This window comes from Sphingobacterium sp. BIGb0116 (assembly GCF_024808035.1).
Lineage (GTDB): Bacteria > Bacteroidota > Bacteroidia > Sphingobacteriales > Sphingobacteriaceae > Sphingobacterium > Sphingobacterium paramultivorum.
Window position 1 is genome coordinate 142,775 of record NZ_JANUDT010000013.1, and the last position, 24,768, is coordinate 167,542.

Genomic DNA, 24,768 nt, shown 5'->3' on the forward strand with positions numbered 1-24,768 from the left:
CTAAAATCCCATTTTTAAGGTTAATGTATATTGCTTTGCAATTGGTAGAGCTACACCTCCTGAATTAACAAATTCTGGATCTTGCCCATTTAGACGCTTATCGGCATAAATCAACCATGGATTCACCATATTGAAACGTACACCTAGATTAGACATCTTTAAGGACTTAACAACACTCTTTGGCAATTCATACGCTAATGAGATATCTTTCAAGCGAATAAAATCACCTTTTGCAACAGTTTCCGTAGAATAGTTGTAGGCATTGTATGCATACCTATACTGACTATTGTTCCGAATAAAACGGGAATCCAAAATGACAGGTATATTTGTGAATGCTTCTTCACCTGGAACTGTCCAAGCATCTGCGAACTCTTTCGGCATGGCATCTAAATCTGTATAGCCTGTTGTGTAAGCAGGATCTAATCGCACCACATTTCCAAAAGAATAGGTAATAAATACATTGAGTTTAAAATTCTTATAAGAAAATATGTTGCCAAAGCTTCCCATATCTGTTGGCTCAGTAGGACCTTCATATTTCAAGAAAGCTATATTATTTCGCTCCTGAAAATAAACACCAGTAGTTGTCTGCGTGCCATCTATATAATTATAAAGTGGCAATCCATTTTCAATAATACGGTTGAACGGAATAGAGAACAAGGGGCGCACAGGATAACCTTCTACACCGTAGCCGCCTGCCGCAATTAGATCAGAAATTCTACTGTTGTTTTCCAAGGCAGTAATTTTATTCTTCGCTTTTGAATAGATAAAATTAGATACCCAAGAGAAATTCTCTTTTTTCAAAATCGTTGCAGATAAACTAAGCTCTATACCATGCGATTCCATATCCGCAACGTTACCGTACTTCGAGATTTCTCCTCCTAGCCCCTGTGTATTGACAATACCTATAAGATCGTAGTTATTACGTTTATAATAATCGACATCTAATGCAATACGGTTTCGGAACAAACCGATTGAGGTACCAATATTGAGTTCGTGTTTTTTCTCATAGGTCAGCTCAGAGTTTTCCAGATCCGAAATAGAAAGACCGGTTTCTTTATCAGCTGTACTTGGTCTCCATGGATTGTAACTTTGAATGATAATCTTCGAATTGGTTACAAAGTCGGGACCTCTATCAGCAGTCAAACTATAAGAACCCTTAAAACTCAGGTTTGAAAAAGGTGTCTCCAATTTCTTGAAAAAATCCTCTTCCATTACATTCCACATTCCTGAAACGTTCCATGTCGGCATCCAACGTGCAGAGGTTGTACGTCCTAAACGATTTGTACCTTCATAACGCAATGTTCCATTGATCGTATACCTATTATCAAATGTATAGTTTGCGGTACCATAAAAAGCAACTTGTCTATTGCGCGCAGGAGCAACATCACCGTTTTTTTTGCGATCTATAGAATAGTAATCAGCATTTTCCTCTTGATTTTTTTTAAATAAGGTGTAATCAATATATGGGATCTCTCCTAGATCGTATTGTAAGCCCCAACCTCTAAACCAATTTTGATTACGATTCACGGAATTGGATTCGGCTCCAGTAAATACATATAATTTATGGATGTCATTGAATGTCTTATCAAAAGCTGCGGTAAAACGTAAATCTCGCGTAAACATCTTGTTGTCGGTACGATTGTATATACCACCAGCAGGTAAGACAGAAACAGGAACAGCATAAGGATCACTCGGATCAGTATATAAGAAAGGATTCGCGTCACGGATAAATGTTGTTGGCATCCAACGGTAGGCTAATGCCTGATTCGACTGATCTTTGATATAATGCTGTTGCGAAGTTTGCTGATAGCGTGTAGCAGCTAATACACCCAATTCAAGGGCTTTAATAGGCTTCCACTTTAGTTCACCCTGGAATTTTATATCAGCAGCATTGATATCCATGTAATTGTTATCCAACTCATGCAGGATATTAAAAGGAGCATAATTCCGGGTATAGAACTCGTTAGGATCGAGTGTCCTGGAATTTCTTAACGCATATGTATATGGATTGATATCAAAGTCTCGCTTAATTTCCATGGAGACTCGATCCACAGATGAACCTATTGTACCTGGAGCTCGTTGATCCCTATAGGAACCATTTGTTCTTAGATCTAATTTTAGATTATCAAACAAATTATAGGACGCATTAAACATACCGGTGTAACGCTTCACATCAGATTTACGCGTCCATCCGTTATCAAAAACTCCACTGATGGATGTATAATACTGTGCTCGGTCTGTACCTGAAGAAAGACTGACCGAATGATTTTGCATAATCGTTCGGCTGAACAATTGTTTGAACCAGTCTGTATTACGGTATTCAGCTTGCCTTAAATAAGCATTTCTTGCCCCCTGTGTATTTTCTAATTGTCCCGCTTTGATCAACTGATACATTTTTCCGTAAACTCCCGATTCGGACCTATTAGCAACATCAGCCATTGTTAGCCACCCTCTTTGTTCAAGAGTTTGATAAAACGCCATCTGCTCTTGGGAGTTCATGATATTAAAATTATTATAAGAAGGGATAGCTCTGGAAGTAAACTCTCCTACATAGCTTGCAGAATTTCTACCTGCAGTTCCTTTTTTAGTTGTAATAACTATAACACCCCCCATCGCCCGAGCTCCATAAATTGATGTTGCAGAACCATCTTTTAGCACGGTAAACGACTCGATGTCATTCGCATTTAATCCAGCTACGGCGGAACTGATTAGCGTCAATGCATCCCCTGAAGAAAGATCATCTGAAGAAACATTTGCCACATCCTCTATAATAATACCGTCCACTACCCAAAGTGGTTTTGAACTACCATAAATTGATGTTGCTCCACGAACTCTAATTTTCGGTGCGGATCCAAATGTTCCAGTTGTATTTTGAACCGATACACCGGCTACACGTCCTTCCAAAGCTCTAGAAGGATCAGGAAGCCCTCCCAATTCAATATCTTTCATATCGACTTTAGCGGTAGCTCCTGTAAATGTTCTCTTGTCAATTTTAGCTCCAAGACCTGTCACTACAACTTCCTCGATCTGTCTTTCATTTGAATCCAATATGATAGTGATTGTACTTCTATTATTGACAGCAACCTCAGTGTTGTTAAATCCTACATATCGCACAACCAATACCGCATTTCCCCCAGCATTTATCTTAAAATGTCCGTTTGCATCAGTTTGAGTAGAAATAGAGGTTCCTTTGACCGTGATTGTAGCACCAGCCAACGGATTTCCATCAGCATTTTTAACAGTTCCGCTGATCGACTGTTGGATACTCTCGAAAACTACTTCGTTCTTTACATTGCTATTGACAGAAATTGTATTTGCAATAATCTTATACTCAATATTTTTATCGCTTAGAATCGATTTTAATGCTTCTTCTACTGAAGCATTTTTCAGATTGATTGTAACGCGAGATTTAGCGTTTAAATTTTCACTATAAAGAACACGTAGATTAGATTGCTTGGATATTGCTGAAAGCGCTTCCTCAATCCGTGCATTCCTCATTTTCAATGTAACTTTTTGTGCTGTTCCTTTTGCATGAACACCGGTTACAAATGCGAATAAAAGGCATGTACTAATTTTCATAATACGTAAGGGTTTGCAAAACCTATGATCTTGGGGTAACAAGGACCAGGCTTTGCTAAATGGTAAGTTATTCATACATTTACATTTTGTGGTTAATTAGGTAATTAATAGTTCACTTTTAAGTTATGAGCCCTTTGATCACATTTCTGAACAGGGATGCGCCAACATTCCTGTTCTCTTTTTGGGGGCGCTATAATGATTGGATAGTAGTATTATATCATAAGCCTCGCTGAATTAGTTTTATGTTTTAAAATAAGTTAGTCTTTGTTCTCAATAATCAATTCTTTGCCGTGAACTTCAAATCGAAGGTCACTAACATAAGATAGCATCTCCAACACTTGAGAAAGTTTTACATCGCGCTGTATACTGCCACTATATTCTTTGTTGAGTTGTACATTACCTCTAAATTTTACCTCTAAATCGTACCATCGTGACAATTGATGGGCAATATTTACAATCGTTTCCTTTTTAAAGTAAAATTCATTGTTATGCCAAGCTAAATCTTGCTGAATATCAGCTTTCCCTTTTATTACGTAATCTTTTGAAAGGGATGCAAATTCTCCTGGACTCAGTTCTAGTTTTTTGTCCTTCTGTCTTACTTCGACCTTTCCCTCGACTAAAGTTGTACGGATATCATCGTGATAAGCAAATACATTGAAATGCGTGCCCAAAACTTTGATTTCACCAGCTTTTGAATCAACGAAAAAAGGCTTTTTAGCATCGTGTGCCACTTCAAAATAAGCCTCCCCCTCTAAACTCACTCTTCTTTCATTTTCTGAAAATTGTGCTGGAAATTTTAATTTAGACTGTGCATTGACCCAGACTTTGGTACCATCACTCAATGTAATTTTGTAAAAACTTGCACGCGGTACTATGAGCGCATTCAAATGAGATACATGCTCACTTCTATCGTTTTTAACGATTAATTCCGAGGCATTTCCGACAAATGTTTTGTTTTTATCGTAGGTCTTGGAAGTCTTGTCATTAAATACAACCTTTTCACCATTGGACAGCTGTAAAATGGCCCCACTCTGTGCCGGTTCGACATCCTGCCCCAAATTCAAAGTTAGATTATGTACAGCATCGTCATCTGTCGCCCAATAACTGCTCTGCCATAGATAGAAAAAACTGGTCAATAGAAGTAACGAAGCTGCAATGCCGATAAACCACTTATGATTAGTTTTATTTTTCTTGGTATTAAGTTTTTCCCAAGCTCTATTTGCATCTAATTGCTTAACGATGGCCAAATCTTGTTCAATACTCTTTGCTTTTCGAAATGATTCTAGAAGCCGTCTATTTTGGTCACTAGCCTGTAGCCATTCTTCAAATTGTACTTTTTCTACCTCAGTCAATTGACCGAATAAAAATTTTTGAAGCAGCTGGGAGATATGCCCTGAGTTTTCTTCCATATTGTATAGTAAAGAAACTTAAGGCTAGAAAAGGGGTGACAAGAATTTAAATATTTTTTAACAAAAATATAATAACGGGTAAAAACTCAGGATTTAGCCGTTTTAACAACATTTTCATACCGCGTTGTTTTTGGGTTTTTACGGTATTGATGCTAATTTTCAATTCCCGGGTTATTTCAAGATTAGACAAGCCATCTAAATAGCCAAGGCGAAAGACCTGTTGACAAGAGGTTGGCATCTGTTCGATAATTCTGTAAATTTCCTGAATGGCCTCGCTATGAATCATGTTTAATTCAAGGGCTATATTATCCTCTTCTGTAAAACCCACGACATTCCAATATCTTTGTTGTACTTTTTCGTGGCGAATATGATTGTAACAGGCGAAACGAACCGAACTATACAAGTAATTTTTAACCGCAATCTCATTGTCACTGACTTGCTCAGTGTTTTTAAAATAAGCGACAAATGAGTCTTGAACCAGGTCTTCAGCCACAGCTAAATCACCAACAATTTTCCAAGCAAAGTGGCACAATCCGTTATAGTGTGTTTTAAATAATACTTCTTCCTTCTGCATTGTTAAGATTCCGTGACTACAAATTGTACTTCGTAGCGGATGTTTTAGGACATATATGTGCACTTACATGTAAGTGCTTAATAATTGTGTGGTAAAAGTGCTAAATATTTTTTATTATTCACACAAAAAAGTTACCAAGCAGAACTTCATATGCTCTTTTGTCCTTATAAACTTAGAAAATCGGCAATGAAAAATAAATGGGAATTGCTTTAAAGAAAGTAAAAACGAAGAATAACACACAAAATGGGATTGTTCCCCAAAAGCCAATTTTTATTGTAACAAAGATTTGTAATGCTTATCTTTTTCAGCTCATACTCCTAAGGAATAGCTACAATTTACTATACAGGACGCTCTATTTATGGCGATTTATCGACTATATCACTGAATCTCCAATTAGCAGGAAGCCAGAGTCGTTTAGCATAAGTAACTTTAGGATCTAACAACAGATTTGGTTCGATATAAGTGACTCAAAACGGTAAACTATTTACCTGCTATGACATCGATATTCGGTGCAATCTGTTTTAATTTATCAATAAATTCGGCAGGATTTTCTGGATCAACGAATATATCGTCAATCTTATTATAGTGCAGTACCATTCCTTTTCTATAAGGCCTTAAAATTGTAAGTCTCATCGTACCAAACCAGTCTACCTTATCAGTTTCTAATTTACGTATAGAAGTAACATCTACAGACTTTGTACCCGAGACTGTCTTAATAAAAAGCTTATCGCCTTCAATCCAATACCTTTTGTAAAAGAATGTAAAATACCAAGTTATCGCGAATACGCCAAATAACAATAGTGTGCCTAGATACAGTCCTTTTTCAAGACCTTCATAAGATAGCATCACGATAAATATAATCATCGCAACTCCCCAGATATAACTACCGAAGTTTATCTGTGTTTTAAAGACTTCTCTCATAACTAATGATTTTTAATAGGTCTATTATTTTAATTACTAGCGGCCAAATTCTGTCTCACGTTAAATGGAAACAAGTTATATATTTCACGATACCGTTCGACATCTTCTCTATTGTTTAACTGAATTTGATAAATACGATGAATGACCTCATTGTCAATATTCCTTTTCATAAAATCGATTTCATCTGCTAATAATTCATTCTTCACATTATCCAACCAGTCTTTTGATAAGAGCTTTTGTATCCGACCTACTTCTTGCAAGAATTTATGATCACTATAACGTACTGCTACTTGCTGAAGACTATCTTTTTGATGTCTGTTTTTATCCTTATAACGATCCACTAGTGTTAAGTATTCATTATATAACTTGTTGTTTTTCCCACCTGATACAACCGCCATTTTAATAGATTTGCTTCCATTTTTAGCCAACAGTAGTTCTTCTAACTCCGCTTGTTTACCAGGACTTTCAAGCAAGAACTTATATTTTCCGGACTCATTGGGATCGAGCCAAAATGTAGTTGAAATATAATACTTTGGTGTACCAAGTTCAGGCTGACGGGCAAATCGCTCAATCTCCTGCGACTTCACAACATCCCGCTCCCACGAAAAAACCAATTGATAAATCCCCTTTGGAAGCGATTTACTAGTTAAATCAAAATCTTCTTGATCTAATGTATCAGACATCATCTTTTCACCTGTCTCGAAACTATATAAATCGATATAGAAGGGCGCTGATAGGGGAAGCTTTCCTATAATTTCAGTCTTTATCACATGAGTCTGCCTATAACAAGCACAAAAAATAAGAACTGAAAAATAGATAAGTAGGTAACGAATATTCATCATAATCCAGCTCACATGGCCAAGCCATATTATTATACATAAAAATATCAGTATCGACCCGAACATCGCCCGATCGATACTGAAATAAAACATTAATTATTTTGGCCTGTAAAATAAAAATCAGGATGCTCAACGCTCTTAAATTGAGACATAACTTCCCCAGTTTCAGAATTCACGAAATACCCGAGTTCAAATGTATCTACATTGATCCGCTCCTGCAGTAAATAGCGTACATCGTTATAAAGAGCTCCATCATTCCCCGAAGGTGTTCCACTTAACGTAAACTTAAATTTACCATTTTCAACTGTATAGGTATAGTTATAGGTTAGGTTGAATGTCTTCGAACCTTCGTATGTCGTATTAAACACAATAGACATTCTTTTATTAACCGATTGGAACTTAAAATCTATGGTCCTTAAAATAAAGAAATTAACCCCGTCGAATGCCCATCTATTAATTCCTGCTTTTGCTTGCGCTTTACGTGTTGCAAAATTTGTACTCCAGCCATTATACGTGGTCGCATCTGGAATTGTAATCACAGAGAAACTTGCCCCTAACGCTGTAAGATACGGAACCACAGAAGAAGAATTAATTTTCAACGGATATTCCTTACCATCTTTGTCAAGACCAACAAGAGAATTCTCATCCTTCCATATGAAACGTTTTAGTTGAACATTATTTATCACCACTCCGCCAACGATTTCAATACCGTCAATTGTATTACAGAATTCAACAAAAGAAGAAGAAAAGCTTCCATCTGAATTGGCTGTAATAATAGACATTCTTTTGGTTCGAAAACCAAATGCCAATTCTGCTTCCACATTGCCCACAACAATAGAGGTCAAGGGGTTTTTCTTAAAAAATGCTTTGTTTTTATTAATTACATCAAGATAGCCCTTCGAAGTATATTTTTTGGCTTCATCTTCTTTTGCTTTAACCAAAATAAGCGGTTTAATAAACTTCCGTCCCTGAAAAAACAAGGTATCGCCATGGGTCTTCACGTAATCGTATTCATTATCACTACCATGCCCTTTTCCAGCTGTTCCACCATACACACTAGGATCTGGGTCTTGCAACATAGTAATATAGTTATACGTGTCAAAAGAAAGCGTAGCATACATTATCTGACGTATGCGATAGGTGGACTCTTTTATCACAGAAGCTGTAGTCTCGTTCAAATCCGCAACCATCTTTAATCGATCATTTTCACCAAACTGCATATAGAAGCCATATCCCCCTTTGGATATCTCCGTGGTTGTATAAGCTTTCCATCCGTATGGTGCATCTACCAATGTCTTTTTAACATACAATAATGTATCGGAAATCCTATCGTCGGGATTACCGAATATGGGATCCATTTCTTTTGGTTTGCTACAACTGAAAGCCAATAGGACCAAAAACATTAAATAAAATATCTTTTTCATAATTTAATACTTCCTTAAATTTACTTTGCCCATAAATGTTGCATTTGGATCCTTTGTATCTTTTAAGATCAAAAATTGCAGATAATCGCTCGGATTAACCGACAAATCAACTTGTTTCCAGTCGGCCGAAAAACTAGTACTGCCCAAATAATCGATCAGGGGTTTCGTATCTTTTAATACCCAGTCGATGTTACCATTACCATAATTATTGCCTGTCCCTTGGGTCGCCGACTTAGCGATTTTAAATGTATTGTCTGCATTTTTTACAATATCAAAGTCATAGGATGCCGTGTAGGTTACACTATTATCGCCAAAACCGATGTTTAATGTCGCCTTTGTGGCGGAGACAAACTGGAAGGTCATTGATTTGGTGGTCCAGCCTCCGAGCTCATCCAAAATTGCCATAAATAGTGATCGTTGCTTGCTGGAAATCGTGTTTTCTAATCCCCAGGTGTTTCGGATATCCCAGTCCAACGAACCAACATAGTCATTGCTTAATGCTGTTGTGGCGGAATACCGGCTAGATTTATATTTTTCCGCCATGACGCGCTGAAATTCAATCTGCAATTGCGTTACATCGATGTTAAAATTTTGCATCATATAATCCCGTACAATCGCTTCTTTTTGTTTAAACTTGGGGTAAGCATCCTTTCCACTATCGTAAGCAAAATCGTCATAATATAATTGACCAGCGACGATTAAATGTGATAAGACTTCAGCAAAATCTTCTCCAATCGACTTTCTCGAATAAGGTGTAATGAAGCCCAATGATCTTGCTTTTGCCTGGTCATTCTCCTGTGCAGTCCAATTCGAGTAATAATCACCTGCACAGATTTTTCCGAACTCAGCAGGGATAAATCTCATCTGATTAAGGATATGGGTAAATTCATGGTGAATAACCTGAAGGTTACCGGTTACAGAATTTGAATTCGCAATGTCAAAATTATTAACCCCATACAAAGTGATCCTTCTACCTCCGTCTGCAGTTCCACCTTTTACTGAACCATCCACATCGTAGTCACCTGATCCAAATAAAGCAAACTGTTTGGGTGTGTATGTTTTTATAAAGGGTACTCCCCCGATTTTCTTATAAACATCCAAAAATCCATTAATTACCACATCCATTTGCGGAATAACCTTGGATTCGTCTGCCGGTGCTATATTTTTATTGATATCATGCATATTTCGCTGATACCGATAGACTACTTCAATATTATAGGGATCGGTCAGATTCTTTGTAATCCATTCGTCGATAGCTCCTGGAACAAAGGTGTCGTAATTTTCAATTTTAGTATTCAGCTTCTCCTCTTTTACACAGGAATATAAACCGGCAAACAGACCGACTATTATACATGTTTTTGTTATCGTTTTCATAAAATTACCTTGGATTTTGTTCAACACCTGACAACTTCGCTTCTTGTGGGATCTGGAAAACACGTCGTGGATCCTCAGGTTTTAATTCGATATAAGACTCACTCTCATCGTTGGCAATAACAAGATGTCTTACTGTTATGCCTTTACGAATAATATCGAACCAACGTAAACCCATCGACATAAATCCAACTTGTTTAAATTGTAGAACCGTCTGAATAAGTGCTTCCTTATCATCTTGAACACCAAAAAATGCTTTGGATTTTGCAGCCGTTACAGCATGGTTTGTAGGATTGTAACCATCTATTCGATTGCTTGCCATTAAATTCATATCGGCAATACCAGCTGCATTATTTCCCAATTCCAAATAAGCCTCTGCTCGATTCATTAGTGCCTCATCTGTGATTAATACCGGGACCATAAGCATAGGAAATCCTGTATTTGCGGTTGCATTTGTTACGTACCAAAATTCCTTCCAGATATAGGTAGTATAGTGTGGAGCACCATAGGAGACACCGAAATTATAGAACTTCGCTCCTGCAGCAGTATTACCATTATAAATCTTTTGAAACACATTGATACCCATAGCATAACGATTATTCCACCAGCGTTGATAACCACTGTAAGTTTCGTTAATCAGCAAACTATAAGGTTGATCGGCTTTGGAAAAGACCGTATGCACCTCCTCGAAGGTCATTTTCTTGAATGTGGAATTATAGGGGATTAATTTTCCTGCAAAATTTCCTCCTGCAAAAATTTTGTTAGCATTGTCAACCACTTTTTGCCACTCGCCGGTAAACAGATAAAATCGTGTTGCAAAGGCATGTGCAGCAGCTGGTGTAAAATGGTATTTTGGTACATTCCATTCTGCTGGATTCCCGTCTAAAAGTGCTAATCCTTCTTCCAGATCCTTCCGAATATTATCATAAACAGATTTCACCGTTCCACGATCATATTTTTTGATCACCACGGTCTCCGGTTCAGTAACATATGGGATCCCAGGTGAAGTATTAGCCTCCGGATTTTTATAGTCGTAGACTTTTGCAAAGAAATTTACGAGCATAAAATGCGCATACGCCCTTGCAACTAGAGCCTCACCTTTGAACGCTGCAATCTCTTTCCCGAAGTTATTCGTTTCAATTGCTGCCAAAGCATGGTTTGCAGCTGCAATCGCTGCGTAACAATTATTCCAGTAGCTATTGGGGCTGTCTGTATCATTATTGTTGATGTCTTGCCAAAAATATAAGAAAGGAACTGGCTGGTATAGATCGCCGACACCTTTATCTTCCACATTATCTGAATAGGTTTCGGCCATAGCAAGATAATTACCAAAAGGGTAAGCTGACGTAATCAGTCTTTTGACTTTATCAACCGTATTGATCTCGGCGCGCATATCCGGTTGCTGATCCAGATATTTGTTACAACTGCTGAGTAGCAGCGTAGAAGAAATGAATAAATATTTAAGATTTGTAAGTTTCATAATTTAGTCGTTTAAAATCCCAATTTTACAGATAGAGTTACTTGCTTCGGAACGGGTAAGGCTACCCCTCCATTGTTATAGAACTCAGGATCGACTCCATTTAATTTTTTATCGGAATAAATCAACCAGAGGTTATTACCCACCAAATTTACTTGCGCAGTTCTAAATTTAATTTTACTGACAACAGATTGAGGAATATTATATCCAACTGAAATTTGCGATAAACGTAGATAATCACCTTTTGCTACACGTTCTGATGAATAATTGTAAGCATTATAAGAATAAACAGATGCCGTACGGTTACCAGCAGCATTCTGGACATCAAATTCTGCAGTTAACCCATCGAGTGTAGAAGGAATTACTGTTAAATATTCGTCGCCTTTGTAAATAAAACGATTGATCAGTTCCCTTGATACATTATACATATCTAGATACACAGGAGAATAATTAGGCTGTAGACGAACCATATTGCCCAAACCAAACTTCAACAAAAAGGAAAAACTAAAATTTTTATATTCCAATCGGTTGTAGTAACCTCCGGCAAGCGTCGGATCCACCGGTCCTTCATATTTAAGAAATTCCGTTTGATTGTCCTGAAACCAGAAATAAGTTTCACCTGGAGTACCATCCGTACCGATATAGGTCGGATAACCTCCATTGGCTGCCAACTTATCAAAGTCCAGAGAATACAAACCTCTATGGGGTTTGCCAACCATTGCTCCACCTTCGCCTGAAATCAGATCCCAGATATTGCGGGTTACATTTAATTTGGTAATTTTCGTTTTGTTAAAACCAAGTGTAAGCTGTGTACGCCAGGTAAAACCATTCGGGTCTTTAAATGGATATCCGCCAACCTGAATATCAACCCCATGACCTTTCATATCAGCGTAGTTTGCTAATTTCTCAAATTGTCCACCAATCCCTGAAGTACGAATTGGCCCAATTAAATCAAATATATTACGCCTGTAATAATCAAAATTCAGATCGATTCGATCGTTCAAAAATCCTAAATCTGTACCAATATTAAGTTCGTACATTTTCTCCCAGGTTAGCTCGGAATTTTCCAGGCCATTTATACTAATCTTGCCTTCTTTTTCTCCGTCGTAAGGTCTATAAGTAATAGCATTATAGAAAACGGCCGAAGAATTAGAAGCATTCCCCATATTAGCAACCAGACCATAAGTTCCCCTTAACCTAGCGCGTGACAAGATCTTTTTATCTCTATTAAAGAAATTCTCTTGATCGATATCCCATGCTCCAGATACGTTCCATGTAGGTAACCACCTTGCGACATTCGTACGGCCCATTTTATTGGCCCCGTCATAACGTGTTGTAAAGTTAAATGAGTATTTATCTTTATAATTATAAGCACCGCGCAATGCATAAGCGAGTTTACGATCGTAGGTATAATTCATCGCAAATGGTGAATCGCCAGATTCAATCTGCTTTTTATAATACCTATAGGCAGGTAAAACCAGATTGCCATTTCCATATTCGATTCCCGGTCCATTAAAATCGTGGCTCTGCTTATCCGCATATTGGAGTTCATAGGTTCCAAACAAGTTCATGGTATGGTCATTCCACTTTTTGTTGAATTCCAAATTGTGCCGCATATAATAACTGATCATATTGTTATTGGCGACATTAAAAAATCCTCCATTGGGAAGAATAACATATTTATCGGTATTCGGAAAATCGGGATCAGCGTAGAGAAAGCGATTTCCGCTATTGACGGTTTGGTCTTGATTTGCCCGATAGGCTTTAGAAAGGTTGGCATTCTCCGTGATCATATGTTGCCTTTCGGAATTATAATAACGATACATTCCGGTTGCTGAATAGGTCAAGGAGGGCAAAATCTTATACGTTAAACCCGCCTGAACTTTAATATCCATCAATTTTAGTTTGATGTAATTATTATCAAGTTCATTGAAGATATTAAATGGCGCATAATCTCGCGTAAAATACTCTAGGTCACCATTTTCATCGTACGGTGTAATAATACGACTGGTATTGAGCGCATAGGAGTATGGGTTAATGTCAAAGTCCCGGGAATAACTACCATAAACGGCATCGGAGTTACGATTTAGAGTTCCAGGCGTACGTTGATCACGGATATTTCCCTGAAAAATAAACTCTGTACTCAATTTATCATTGATCTTATAGTTGTTACGAATATTCGCCGTAAAACGTTTTGCCTGATTGCCAAGCGTATAGCCAGGATCATTCATAAAACTGGTTGAAGCATAGGTCTGCGCTTTTGCAGTTCCGGTACTCATACTTAACGAGTGGTCATGTACAAAACTGTTTCTAAACAATAGGTCAAACCAATCTGTATTTACATTTGCATAACGTTGTAAGAAATTATAACGAGAAGGTGCATCATTTCTGAGTTTGAAAGAATCAGTACTAGGGTCATACTCATACATAAGGTTGTACATTTTGGTAAACACCCCTCCTGTTCCAGCTCTCGAAACCTGAGAGTGATTGAGATAACCTTTGTTTTCCATATCAATTACCAACTGCATCTGCTCAGCAGAATTCATGATATCGAATTGATTATAGTTGGGTTTAATATAGGTCGTAAAGTTTCCAGAATAATTAAAATGTACCTGCCCATCTGTATTTTTACCTTTTTTTGTATTCACAACGACCACGCCATTCATCGCAGCAGCACCATACATCGCAGTTGCGGCAGCATCTTTCAACACAGTAATCGATTCGATGTCGTCGGGGTTTAGCCCTGCTACAGAAGACCCTAATAATGTATTAGCATCTCCTGTAGATAATGCTTCGTTGGAGATATTGACCGCCTCATCCAGGATGACACCATCAATTACCCATAAGGGTTTATTATCCCCAGTTAATGAGGTTGCACCCCGTACCCGAATTTTTGGTGCTGCACCAAATGTGCCGGATACGTTTTGAACAGAGACGCCCGCTGCTTGGCCTTCTAACATTCGGGAAACATCAGGAACCCCAGCTCGTTCGGCTTCTTTCGCATCAATTCTTGTAGATGCTCCCGTGAAAAACTTACGATCAAGATTTTGATATCCGGTCGCAACCACGTTGACTTCGTCTAATTTTAAATCATTAGCTGTAAGTGTAATATTTACGGTTGACTTACCGTCCATAGAGACTTCTCGAGTGCCAAATCCTACATATCGTACAACCAAAACAGCCGATGAAGAAGCATTGATTTTAAAATGGCCCAAGTCATCAGTCTGTGTTGAAATAGAGGTTCCCTTTACGGTTACTGTCGCACCGCTCAACCCTTTTCCATCCTGACTCTTAACAGTTCCAGAGACACCCTGTTGCAGCGCAATTCGATCCGAACGATTACCTTCCTCACCATTCACTGAAATCGTATTGGCAATAATCTTATAGTCTATATGATTATTACGTAGGACAGAATTCAACGCTTCTTCTACCGAAGCATTTTTCAAGTTCACATTGACCCTCAACTTAGAATCAACATTTTCCCCATAAAATAATTGCAAATTGGATTGTTTGGAAATCGCATTCAACGCTTCCTCAATCCTTGCGTTTTTCATCTTTAAAGTAACTTTCTGTGCAAGGCCGTTGGCTTGAACTCCGGTCACAAAGGCGAAAAGAAGGCAGGTACTAATTTTCATAATACGTAAAGGTTTACAAAACCGTGGGTCATGAGGTATCAGTCGCCACGTTTTGCCAAATGGTAAGTTATTCATACATTTACTCTTTGTGGTTAATTGGGTTTACTTAATTCGCTTTAAAAATTTCTAGGCCTTTTGATCATTTCGGAACAGGGATGCTGCAACATTCCTGTTCTACTTTACATGTAAGACCTTTAGGTTAGGTATTATTTCTCTTACATAAGCACTCCTTTTTATTTGTTTTCGACAATTAATTCTTTTCCTTGAAGCTCAAATTTCAAATCGCAGACGTAAGTCAACATTTCCAAAACTTCGGACAGCTTAACATCGCGTTTAAAATTACCGTTATACACCTTATCCAGCGCCACATCTTTCTTAAATCGAACCTGAACATCGTACCATTTAGATAGTGTAGAGGCAATCTCTACAATCGTTTCTTTCTTAAAATAAAACTGATTATTATGCCAGGAAAGATCGTGATCTAAGTCTGCCTTCCCTTTGCTGAGAAGTTCACCTTTGAGATTCGCATACTCTCCGGGCTCAAGAACGATAACATTGCCTGAATGGCTAACTTGAACTCTTCCCGAGGATAATGTCGTACGGACATTACTACTATAAGCGTTAACATTGAAATGTGTCCCCAACACCTTCACTTCGCTTCCTCTAGATTCCACAACAAAAGGACGCTCAGCTTCATGAGCAACCTCGAAGTAAGCCTCCCCCTCCAAGATGACGCGACGCTCATTTTCTTTGAACTTTACAGGAAATTTAAGCTGAGAGTTGGCATTTACCCAAACCTGAGTACCATCTTCTAAATTTAATTTATAAAAATTACCCTTAGGAACAACCAGCGTATTAAATTGTATTCGAGTCTCTGCTTTCGGATTATTCAGTTGATCAACACTATCTTTATTCGTTAAGGCAACTATTTTCGGATCAACAGCTTTGTTAGATTTCTCCAAAGGCATAATCGATCCATCCGCCAGGACGAGTAAAGCTCCAGATTTCGCCGGTGAAATATCCCCTTTTACAGGATGTACAATTGCTACTTTCTCTAAAACTTTACCTTTCTGCTGAAGGATATAAAAGAGCGATGTTCCCAGCAATATTACGAGAATGGCTGCCGCACGAAGAAGTGGTCTATAATTTCTCTTTGCTTTAGCGGAAACATGTTGAATTTTATGCCAAGCACCATCTTCATCCAAATTGTCCAAAAAGATAAGATCCTCCTCAATATTTTTTGCGTCCCGAAAGCTCTCAAGCAAATCATCATTACTTTTGTCAGATTTCCGCCATTGCTCAATAGCATCCCAATCCGTCATGGTTTCTTGACCACGAAGTAACTTATTGATGAGTTTGGCTATGTAATTGGTATTAGCTTTCATATCTATAGGTTAGAAACCCTATAGATTCGTCAAGGGTGACAGGAAATTAAAATTATTTTAATAAAAAAATAATAAAGGGTAAAAATTCGGGGTGTAGCTTATCTAATAAAATCTTCATACCACGCTGTTTTTGCGTTTTCACTGTATTTACGCTGATCTGAAGTCTTTCTGTAATTTCAAGATTCGACAACCCTTCCAAATAGCCCATCTTAAAAATTTTCTGACAAGCAGCCGGCATTTCAGCAATAATCCGATAGACTTCATTGATCACTTCGGTATGAATCATAGAAAGCTCAACTGAATGCGCATCTTCCTCAATGAACTTTACTCGGGTCCAATACTTTTCCTTTACTTTTTCATGCCTTAAATGCTTCAGACAAGAAAACCGCACCGCAGTATATAAATAGTTCCGTACAAAAGTTTCGGATTCATCCATTCGTTGCTGCTCTCTAAAGAATGTAATAAATGCCTCTTGCACCAAATCCTCTGCAATAGCAGACTCTCCTACAAATTTCCATGCAAAATGACACAAGCTTTTATAATGCGTTCTAAATAACTTCTCTTCAGGGCCCATAATTCCAACGGGTATAACAAAATTGATTAGAAACAGTCCTTGGCGGCTGATTAACTACTCTAAAGATAGAATTTTTAAATTTTGTTTAACAAGATTTAACATTTTTATTACATAAAATATGAATATCATCGCGTAAAAATCATATTTCTCAATAAATTAGTGTTTTTTCATGCATTTTTTTTAAGAATTTTTAACCTTGATTTTTTTTCCGAATTCAAAACAAAATCCCTGCTTTTATCATTTATATAGAGGAAAAACGGTCAAAAATTAGCATTTTTTCGCTTTTTTTTACTATATTGTAGACTTTTAAAAAACCTTCATCGCCATATAAGCGTTGGCAACGATGAAATATAGAAGGTTCTTATTGACAAATAAAACAAACACTTCAATAAAAAATTAAAACAAAGACTAAATGCTATTTACTGTTCTGTCAGGACTAATATCATCGAGCCTTATTGTTCCATTTGGTCGATTCCTAAAAACCAAATGGGGTTTTATTCTCGCATTCTTACCGGTACTTCTATTTTTATACTTTGCTCAATATATTGTACCTATTGGTCAAGGCTCCTATTTCGTACAATCAACGTCGTGGGTGCCCTCCTTAGGCATCAATCTGGATTTTAAATTAGATGGACTGTCACTACTTTTTGCCTTATTGATTACTGGGATCGGCTCCTGTATATTCTTTTACGCGAATGCCTATCTCAAAGGTCATCGGTATATCGATAGATTCTTTGGCTACCTCTGCCTTTTTATGTCGGCTATGCTGGGGCTTGTCCTGTCGGACAACATGTTACTATTGTTTATCTTCTGGGAACTGACCTCGATCAGCTCATTTTTTCTCATTGGATTTAACAATGACAAAAATGATTCGCGCAAAAGCGCACTGACCGCACTATCCATTACTGGGTTGGGTGGATTTTTTCTACTGGCAGGTTTTATTTTGCTGGGTAATATTGCCGGTACTTACCATATTACAGCACTCATCGGCAAAGTATCGATCATTCAGCAACATCCACTTTTTCCCCTGGTCTTTGGCCTCGTAGCACTTGGAGCGATTACGAAATCAGCACAATTCCCTTTCCATTTTTGGTTACCCGGTGCCATGAAGGCGCCAACACCTGTGTCGGCCTACTTACATTCGGCGACCATGGTAAAGGCAGGAATCTACCTTTTGGCCCGTTTTTCACCGATACTTGGGGGCAACCCGATCTGGATGTATTCCCTTATGGCCATTGGTGGCCTCACGATGCTTTATGCCGCATTCCATTCGCTTTTCAGAACAGACCTCAAGGGAGTACTCGCTTATTCAACCATATCCGCCCTCGGTATTTTGGTTTTCTTATTGGGACTCGGCACCAAGGATGCCATTATCGCAGCAAGTGTCTTTATACTCGTACATGCCTTATATAAAGCTGCCTTATTCTTGATTACGGGAATTATAGACCATGAAACGGGAACGCGGGATCTTACAGTCTTACGGGGGCTACGCAGGGTATTAATGCCTGTCGCTATAGCAGGTTTCCTAGCGGCACTTTCCAGTGCAGGTATTCCACTTACATTTGGATTTATTGGAAAGGATCTGATTTATGAGGCAACACTACATGCCACACCCGATTTATTTCTCTATTTGACCATCGCTGCAGTAGTAACAAATATACTCTTGGTCTCTGCTGGATTTATGGCCGGTATCAAACCTTTTATGGGTAAGCTACCCGAGCAATTTAATACAATCCACCTGCCCTATAAAGCCATGTGGATCCCACCTCTACTTTTAGCCGTTCTCGGTGTTGTTTTTGGCTGTATCCCCGGACTTATCGGCGAATGGATCGCTGGACCTACTGCAACAAGCATACTCGCAAAACCCGAAACATTTCAGCTGAAAATCTGGCATGGCTTTAATTTAATCCTGCTATTAAGCGCTATTACAATTGCCGCTGGTACGTTACTTTATTTCACAAACAGGCCCAGCGAGAAAAAATTGGCTTGGATTGCAAATTTCAATAAGATTTCTCCTGAATATATCATCCGATTATGTGCGCAGGAAATTGTTTTGTTCTCTACCTTCTTCACAAACAAAATGCACAACGGCTATTTGCGTTCGTATCTGTTGAAAATTATCTTATTTGCCGAATTATTGATCGCCTACCAGTTATACCTGGGCGGGCCACTCCATATCAAATGGGAAACCTTATCTCCTGTGAGTTTCTACGAAGTCACCACAGTCTGCATTTTGATCGGCGCCATTGTACTCACCATCCGCACCTCATCCCGTTTAACAGCCGTAGTAGCCACCAGTGTTGTAGGTTATGCCATATGTCTTATTTTCGTGTTTTACAGTGCCCCAGATCTAGCGATGACGCAATTCACCATTGATACACTCACGGTGGTACTCTTCGTATTGGTACTCTTTAAGCTCCCTTCTTTTCTGAATTTGGCCAACCGACGCACCATCATTCGCGACGCCGTGGTCGCTATCGTTTTTGGAATCTTGCTATCCATGGTCGCACTCCGTGTACTCCATGAACCAACGACAACCAATATCAGTGATTTCTATGGCGATTATGCTTATGTGCTTGCTAAAGGAAAAAATGTCGTCAATGTAATACTTGTGGATTTCAGAGGTTTTGACACCATGTTTGAAATTGTGGTATTGAGTATTGCTGCATTAGGGGTATATAGCTTATTAAAATTACGTTTAAAATCCTCTGATAAAGAATAATGATAGATAAAGGTTATGCACAAATGAGCTGATAACTCATTGCTAAATAGTAACAAATGAACAGTACAATATTACAGACCGCTACGCGGTATTTATTACCGATACTCTTACTTTTCTCGGTGTTCCTTCTACTCAGGGGGCATTATTACCCTGGCGGAGGTTTCGTTGGCGGCTTGGTTGCTTCGATTGCCTTTGTGCTGCATAGTTTTGCCTTTGGCCCTCAAAATACCATGAAATTGATTCAGTACAAACCCTTGTCACTTATTCCCATAGGATTAGGAATTTCGGCTATAAGCATGTTCTTACCTGCATTTTTTGGCTATCCCGTCATGACCGGACTTTGGCTGGAAGAGAAAATTCCTGTTATCGGGATGATAGGAACCGCCTTATTTTTTGACCTTGGTGTGTACTTTGTTGTCATAGGTGTCGTCCTGACAATTTTATTTACAATTGCTTTAACTACTGAAGAAGAAGAATAATGGAACTGATACTCGTGTTATTGATCGGCATCCTTTATGCTGCCGGAATATACCTCATCTTGCGTCGAAGCATGGTGAAATTGTTGTTAGGGATTATGTTACTGGGCAATGGTACCAATATATTGATCTTCTTATTGGGAAATATTATTAAAGGTAAACCACCCATCATTGGACCCGATCTGAAGGTATTCACCGATATTTATGCGGACCCGATTCCACAAGCACTTATTTTAACGGCCATCGTGATCAGCTTTGGCCTAACCTCCTTTGCCATCGTTTTACTCAAGCGTGTATATGCATTGCTGGGGACCGATGATCTGGATGATTTGAACACGCCTGAGGAAGAAGATATATGATAGACAACCACATTATTGCCACGATTATCGTGCATTTATTTATTGCTATTGTCCAACTGATGTTGTGGCGCAAATCCACTGCACAACGTTTTCTGAGCGTTGGCGGAAGCTTGCTCGCACTTATTCTTGCCTTTAAACTATTCTTCAAGGTTTATGATGATGGTATTTTGACCATGAATGCCGCCAATTGGAAAGCTCCTTTTGGGATCGTTTTTGTTGCCGATCTATTCAGTAGTACCCTTGTTCTCCTGACTTCTATCGCAGGTCTGGCAGTCTCCATCTTTTCCTGTGTCGGTGTGGGACGCCAGCGCATCCTCTATGGTTATTTCCCGATCTTTCACTTTTTGATGATGGGACTTAACGGCGCCTTTCTGACAGGTGACATCTTCAACCTGTACGTATGGTTTGAAGTCATTATTATTTCCTCTTTTGTACTCATGACCTTGGGGGGTAGAAAATCCCAGTTGGAGGGAGCTGTAAAATATATGGCCATGAATATCCTGGCCTCCACATTTTTCCTAACCGGAATAGGCATACTTTATGGAATTTCAGGTTCATTAAACATGGCCGACCTAGCCCTGCGTATTCCTAAAATACAAAACCAGGCATTAGTAGAAATTACAGCAACATTTTTCCTGATTGGTTTCGGTATTAAATCCGCCGTATTTCCACTCTATTTCTGGCTACCGTCCTCTTACCATACGCCACCTTCGGCCGTAGCGGCGACATTTGGGGGCTTATTGACCAAGGTTGGGATTTACGCCTTGTTCAGGGTATTTTCCCTACTATTTATTCCCAATCATTTTACCAAGGAACTCCTTATCGTACTAGCCATATTGACAATTCTGACGGGCGCTTTTGGTGCATTGATCAAAACCAATATCCGGAGGTTGTTTTCCTATTTGATCGTTTGTCATATTGGTTTTATGATTGGCGGATTGGGCTTATATAGCAAATGGGCTTTATTGGGGGCAGTATTCTATCTGATCCATGATATCATGGTCAAAACGAATTTATTTCTCATCGCTGGCGTTATACGGCAACTCCGCGGTACCATGGATATGACTAAACTGGGCGGACTTTATGCCCAATACCCAAAGATTTCATTACTTTTTGCCATTGTTCTTTTTTCACTGGTAGGCATCCCGCCACTATCGGGCTTCTGGCCTAAAATCTATCTATTCAAAGATGCTTTCCAGTTAGAAAAGTATGCTTTCGCAGGAGCCCTGATTATCGGCAGTTTTATCACCTTGTTTGTCATCGCCAAAATGTGGGCACAGGTATTCTGGAAAGATGTCCCTGATCCGGAAGTCATTGACGATAAATTTGCGGGTATGATCGGTTATAAAAAAACAATGCTCATACTCCCTATCGTTATTTTGGCATCTGCGTCTCTGTATATCGGACTCAACGCCGAAGCGATTATCCATGTAGCGGATCAGATCGCTACACAATTATTGGACACATCACCTTACATAAACGCTGTACTAGGAGGGCAGAAATGATATGATAAAACAGTTTTTAATGAACCTCATGTTATCCTTTATCTGGGTCGCATTGACGGGATCGATGTATTACACCAACTTCCTATTCGGCTTTATGTTGGGATTTGGTATCCTCTGGCTTATGAACAGGAATGAGGTGGATCAACGCTACTTTTATCGGGTCCCCAAAACATTGAGTTTTATTCTTTTTTTCCTGTGGGAAATGATTGTTGCCAATGTGCAGGTTGCCTACGACGTGATAACCCCCAAGTTTTTTATCAAACCTGCGATTGTCAAGTATCCCATGGATGCAAAAACCGATTTGGAAATTAATCTGCTTTCAACCTTTATCTCGTTGACACCCGGCACACTTATCCTCGACGTAAGTGAAGATAAAAAAACGCTCTTTATTCACGTCATGTACATGAAAAGCAAGGAACAGTTTGTTTCTACCCTTAAAAATAATGTTGAACGAAGACTTTTAGAACTCTTAAGATGACTTTAAATAGCTATTTTGATTATGTGATCCTTCCGATCTTGACTATCTCAGTCATACTGGCTTTTATTCGTCTGTATAAAGGTCCCCAGATATTTGATCGTGTTATTGCCCTAGATCTCATTATCACCATCGGAATTGGCATTATTACCGTTTATAGTATACGAACTTCGCAGGAAGTGTTTTTAGACATTGCCATGATCTTGGCGCTTATCGCATTTCTTGGTACCATCGCATTTTCATTTTATTTAGAAAAACAAAGCAAAGATGATTGATATTACTTTAGCCATACTCAGTACCATCGGGGCATTGGCCATACTATTTGCGTCTATTGGCATCTTGCGGATGCCCGATTTTTATTTACGTCTTTCGGTTACGGTAAAGGCGGCAACGCTGGGTGTGGGACTTTTACTCATCTGTGCGGCAATGACCTTCCCGGATGTATCCGTAACGACCAAGGCTATAGCTATTGGATTTTTTCTGATCTTAACGGCTCCGGTTGCAGCACATATGATTGGCAGGGCTGCTTATATACAGCGGGTAAAAACATGGAAGGGAACCACCTTAAATGACCTTGAAAAGGAAGGTAAATTAGATTGTAGAAAAGAAGATTTTTAAGAAAAGCGCATACGGTTTTTCCTAAAAATCTTCTTGTCTTATTCGAACTTCTTTTCTGAATTAGAATATAATGCAAACAGGTGCTGGTACAGCAATTTCTTTCCCAGTATCCGTCAACAAACCCGTTTTAGCATCCCGACTAAACAAAACAATGTTGTTGGTATATTGATTGGCGACCAAAAGATATTTCCCATCCGGAGAAAGGTTGAAATTACGCGGACCTTTACCTTTTACTGAAAGATTCGCTATTTTCTTCAATTCCCCATCCTTCTCTACCGAAAAAGTAGCTATCGTATTGGCATCGCCCCGGTTGGTCGCATACAGAAATTTTCCATCAGCAGAGATCTTAATATCAGCACCGCCATTACTTCCTTTAAAACCTTCGGGGTTGATATCGAAAGTACTTTGGTACATCCATGCGTCGCCATCTTTCTTATACGATGCAATTTGACCGGTCATTTCCAATACGACATATAGGAATTTCTCTTTCTTATCAAATACAATATGTCTAGGACCGCCACCAGCAGGCGTAAAGATATCTTCTGATTCATCAGCAAGGCTATAAGCATTTCCCGTTTTATTCACAGGATAAATAGAAATCTCATCCAAACCAAGATCTTGGACGTACAACTTATCCCCTTTATTGGAGAAAAAAGTAGAATGTACATGTGGCTTTTCTTGGCGTACGGGATCCACCCCCTTACCCTCGTGTTGTATTAAACGTGCTCTTTTGCTTAAAACCCCATTACTTTCTAAATCAAACAGCGCCGCAGAGCCACCTGTATAATTTGCCACAGCGAGCAAGCTACCCTTAGGATGTACTTCAACAAAACAAGGCGACTCCCCTCCGGAAGGAAGTGAGTTTAGAAAAGTTAAATGACCGTCCTTAAAAGAATAGGCAGAAACAGTTCCCTCTTGATTTGGCACCTCATTAACGGCATAGATAAAGTTATTATTTCGCGCTAAAAAGGATGGATCTTTACTTTCTTGCGTGCTCGACAAAGTTGTTTCACCAGTTTTAACATCAAAATTATAAATATAGATGCCCTTGCTCGCGGTTTTGCTTGTATATGTGCCCACAAACATGGGAATCTGTTGCGCAAAACTAGCAAGAGGTAAAATTGTCATCAAATAAATAAATGCTTTTTTCATTGAAATTATTTTATAAATGTAGATACTCATTTGTTGAATGAGACCGTTACATCAAGTTTGTTTCTAAATTATACGGGACCCTACTTAAATTCACCCATTCATCCCTCCGTGTGAGGATCTAAAAACCCCGCTATTTTATAGGCGTAAATATCGTCAATAGACTTGTTAAATTTGGTTAAAACCGTCCTTTCTAATAGGCAAATGCGTATTTTAGCACATCAATTTTAACAATTCTAAAATCGCCCATTTAAAATATTGGGAATACAAAAATAT

The 24,768-nt window shown here is 38.7% G+C and carries 19 protein-coding genes; 7 read left to right on the forward strand and 12 right to left on the reverse strand.

The features are described from left to right. From M2419_RS26050 to M2419_RS26100, 11 genes are all read right to left on the reverse strand, one after another. On the reverse strand, positions 1 to 3,579 hold the full coding sequence (locus M2419_RS26050) for a SusC/RagA family TonB-linked outer membrane protein (RefSeq protein WP_259256115.1): 3,579 nt from the start codon (positions 3,577 to 3,579) through the stop codon (positions 1 to 3). Between the two features lie 257 nt (positions 3,580 to 3,836). Next, on the reverse strand, positions 3,837 to 4,988 hold the full coding sequence (locus tag M2419_RS26055; protein WP_153845720.1) for a FecR family protein: 1,152 nt from the start codon (positions 4,986 to 4,988) through the stop codon (positions 3,837 to 3,839). Between the two features lie 46 nt (positions 4,989 to 5,034). Continuing rightward, a complete protein-coding gene (locus tag M2419_RS26060) occupies positions 5,035 to 5,562 on the reverse strand; it encodes an RNA polymerase sigma factor (protein WP_153845721.1) in 528 nt (175 codons plus the stop codon). A 480-nt stretch (positions 5,563 to 6,042) separates the two neighbouring features. After that, positions 6,043 to 6,483 carry a PH domain-containing protein gene (locus M2419_RS26065; protein ID WP_153845722.1) on the reverse strand — a complete coding sequence of 147 codons (441 nt, stop codon included), beginning with the start codon at positions 6,481 to 6,483 and terminating at the stop codon, positions 6,043 to 6,045. 29 nt (positions 6,484 to 6,512) lie between these two features. Continuing rightward, complete coding sequence (locus M2419_RS26070) at positions 6,513 to 7,253, reverse strand: hypothetical protein (protein WP_153845723.1); 741 nt, start codon at positions 7,251 to 7,253, stop codon at positions 6,513 to 6,515. A gap of 161 nt (positions 7,254 to 7,414) precedes the next feature. Continuing rightward, positions 7,415 to 8,746: a DUF4302 domain-containing protein gene (locus M2419_RS26075; protein ID WP_153845724.1), complete on the reverse strand. Its 1,332-nt coding sequence runs from the start codon at positions 8,744 to 8,746 to the stop codon at positions 7,415 to 7,417. 3 nt (positions 8,747 to 8,749) lie between these two features. After that, the gene (locus M2419_RS26080; RefSeq protein ID WP_153845725.1) at positions 8,750 to 10,120 is read right to left on the reverse strand and encodes a substrate import-associated zinc metallohydrolase lipoprotein; all 1,371 of its coding nucleotides are present in this window, start codon (positions 10,118 to 10,120) and stop codon (positions 8,750 to 8,752) included. Positions 10,121 to 10,124: 4 nt separating this feature from the next. Next, complete coding sequence (locus M2419_RS26085) at positions 10,125 to 11,597, reverse strand: RagB/SusD family nutrient uptake outer membrane protein (RefSeq protein ID WP_153845726.1); 1,473 nt, start codon at positions 11,595 to 11,597, stop codon at positions 10,125 to 10,127. Between the two features lie 11 nt (positions 11,598 to 11,608). Further along, positions 11,609 to 15,229, reverse strand: coding sequence for a SusC/RagA family TonB-linked outer membrane protein (locus tag M2419_RS26090; RefSeq protein ID WP_259256116.1), 3,621 nt, complete (start codon positions 15,227 to 15,229; stop codon positions 11,609 to 11,611). A gap of 233 nt (positions 15,230 to 15,462) precedes the next feature. Then, positions 15,463 to 16,614 (reverse strand): FecR family protein, encoded by a 1,152-nt coding sequence (locus M2419_RS26095; protein WP_153845728.1) that lies wholly within the window; start codon positions 16,612 to 16,614, stop codon positions 15,463 to 15,465. 52 nt (positions 16,615 to 16,666) lie between these two features. Then, positions 16,667 to 17,188 carry an RNA polymerase sigma-70 factor gene (locus M2419_RS26100; RefSeq protein ID WP_153845729.1) on the reverse strand — a complete coding sequence of 174 codons (522 nt, stop codon included), beginning with the start codon at positions 17,186 to 17,188 and terminating at the stop codon, positions 16,667 to 16,669. 412 nt (positions 17,189 to 17,600) lie between these two features. Here M2419_RS26100 and M2419_RS26105 point away from each other — a divergent pair, with 412 nt between their 5' ends. Genes M2419_RS26105 through mnhG form a run of 7 tightly spaced genes read left to right on the forward strand, consistent with a single transcriptional unit; the run spans position 17,601 to position 23,343 of the window. Then, on the forward strand, positions 17,601 to 19,910 hold the full coding sequence (locus M2419_RS26105) for a putative monovalent cation/H+ antiporter subunit A (RefSeq protein WP_153845730.1): 2,310 nt from the start codon (positions 17,601 to 17,603) through the stop codon (positions 19,908 to 19,910). Between the two features lie 56 nt (positions 19,911 to 19,966). Continuing rightward, positions 19,967 to 20,389, forward strand: a complete 423-nt coding sequence (locus tag M2419_RS26110; RefSeq protein ID WP_046671608.1) for a Na+/H+ antiporter subunit B — start codon at positions 19,967 to 19,969, stop codon at positions 20,387 to 20,389. Continuing rightward, on the forward strand, positions 20,389 to 20,745 hold the full coding sequence (locus M2419_RS26115; RefSeq protein WP_046671609.1) for a Na+/H+ antiporter subunit C: 357 nt from the start codon (positions 20,389 to 20,391) through the stop codon (positions 20,743 to 20,745). The genes M2419_RS26110 and M2419_RS26115 overlap by 1 nt, the downstream gene beginning before the upstream one ends. After that, on the forward strand, positions 20,742 to 22,250 hold the full coding sequence (locus tag M2419_RS26120) for a proton-conducting transporter membrane subunit (RefSeq protein ID WP_153845731.1): 1,509 nt from the start codon (positions 20,742 to 20,744) through the stop codon (positions 22,248 to 22,250). The genes M2419_RS26115 and M2419_RS26120 overlap by 4 nt, the downstream gene beginning before the upstream one ends. A 19-nt stretch (positions 22,251 to 22,269) precedes the next feature. Continuing rightward, positions 22,270 to 22,728, forward strand: a complete 459-nt coding sequence (locus tag M2419_RS26125; RefSeq protein ID WP_227550155.1) for a Na+/H+ antiporter subunit E — start codon at positions 22,270 to 22,272, stop codon at positions 22,726 to 22,728. After that, complete coding sequence (locus tag M2419_RS26130) at positions 22,725 to 23,000, forward strand: monovalent cation/H+ antiporter complex subunit F (RefSeq protein ID WP_046671612.1); 276 nt, start codon at positions 22,725 to 22,727, stop codon at positions 22,998 to 23,000. The genes M2419_RS26125 and M2419_RS26130 overlap by 4 nt, the downstream gene beginning before the upstream one ends. Then, positions 22,993 to 23,343 (forward strand): monovalent cation/H(+) antiporter subunit G, encoded by a 351-nt coding sequence (gene mnhG / locus M2419_RS26135; protein WP_046671613.1) that lies wholly within the window; start codon positions 22,993 to 22,995, stop codon positions 23,341 to 23,343. Before M2419_RS26130 ends, mnhG begins: the two co-directional genes overlap by 8 nt. Positions 23,344 to 23,403: 60 nt before the next feature. Here mnhG and M2419_RS26140 read toward each other — a convergent pair whose 3' ends face one another. Continuing rightward, positions 23,404 to 24,495: a lactonase family protein gene (locus tag M2419_RS26140; RefSeq protein ID WP_194932862.1), complete on the reverse strand. Its 1,092-nt coding sequence runs from the start codon at positions 24,493 to 24,495 to the stop codon at positions 23,404 to 23,406. Between the last annotated feature and the right edge of the window lie 273 nt (positions 24,496 to 24,768).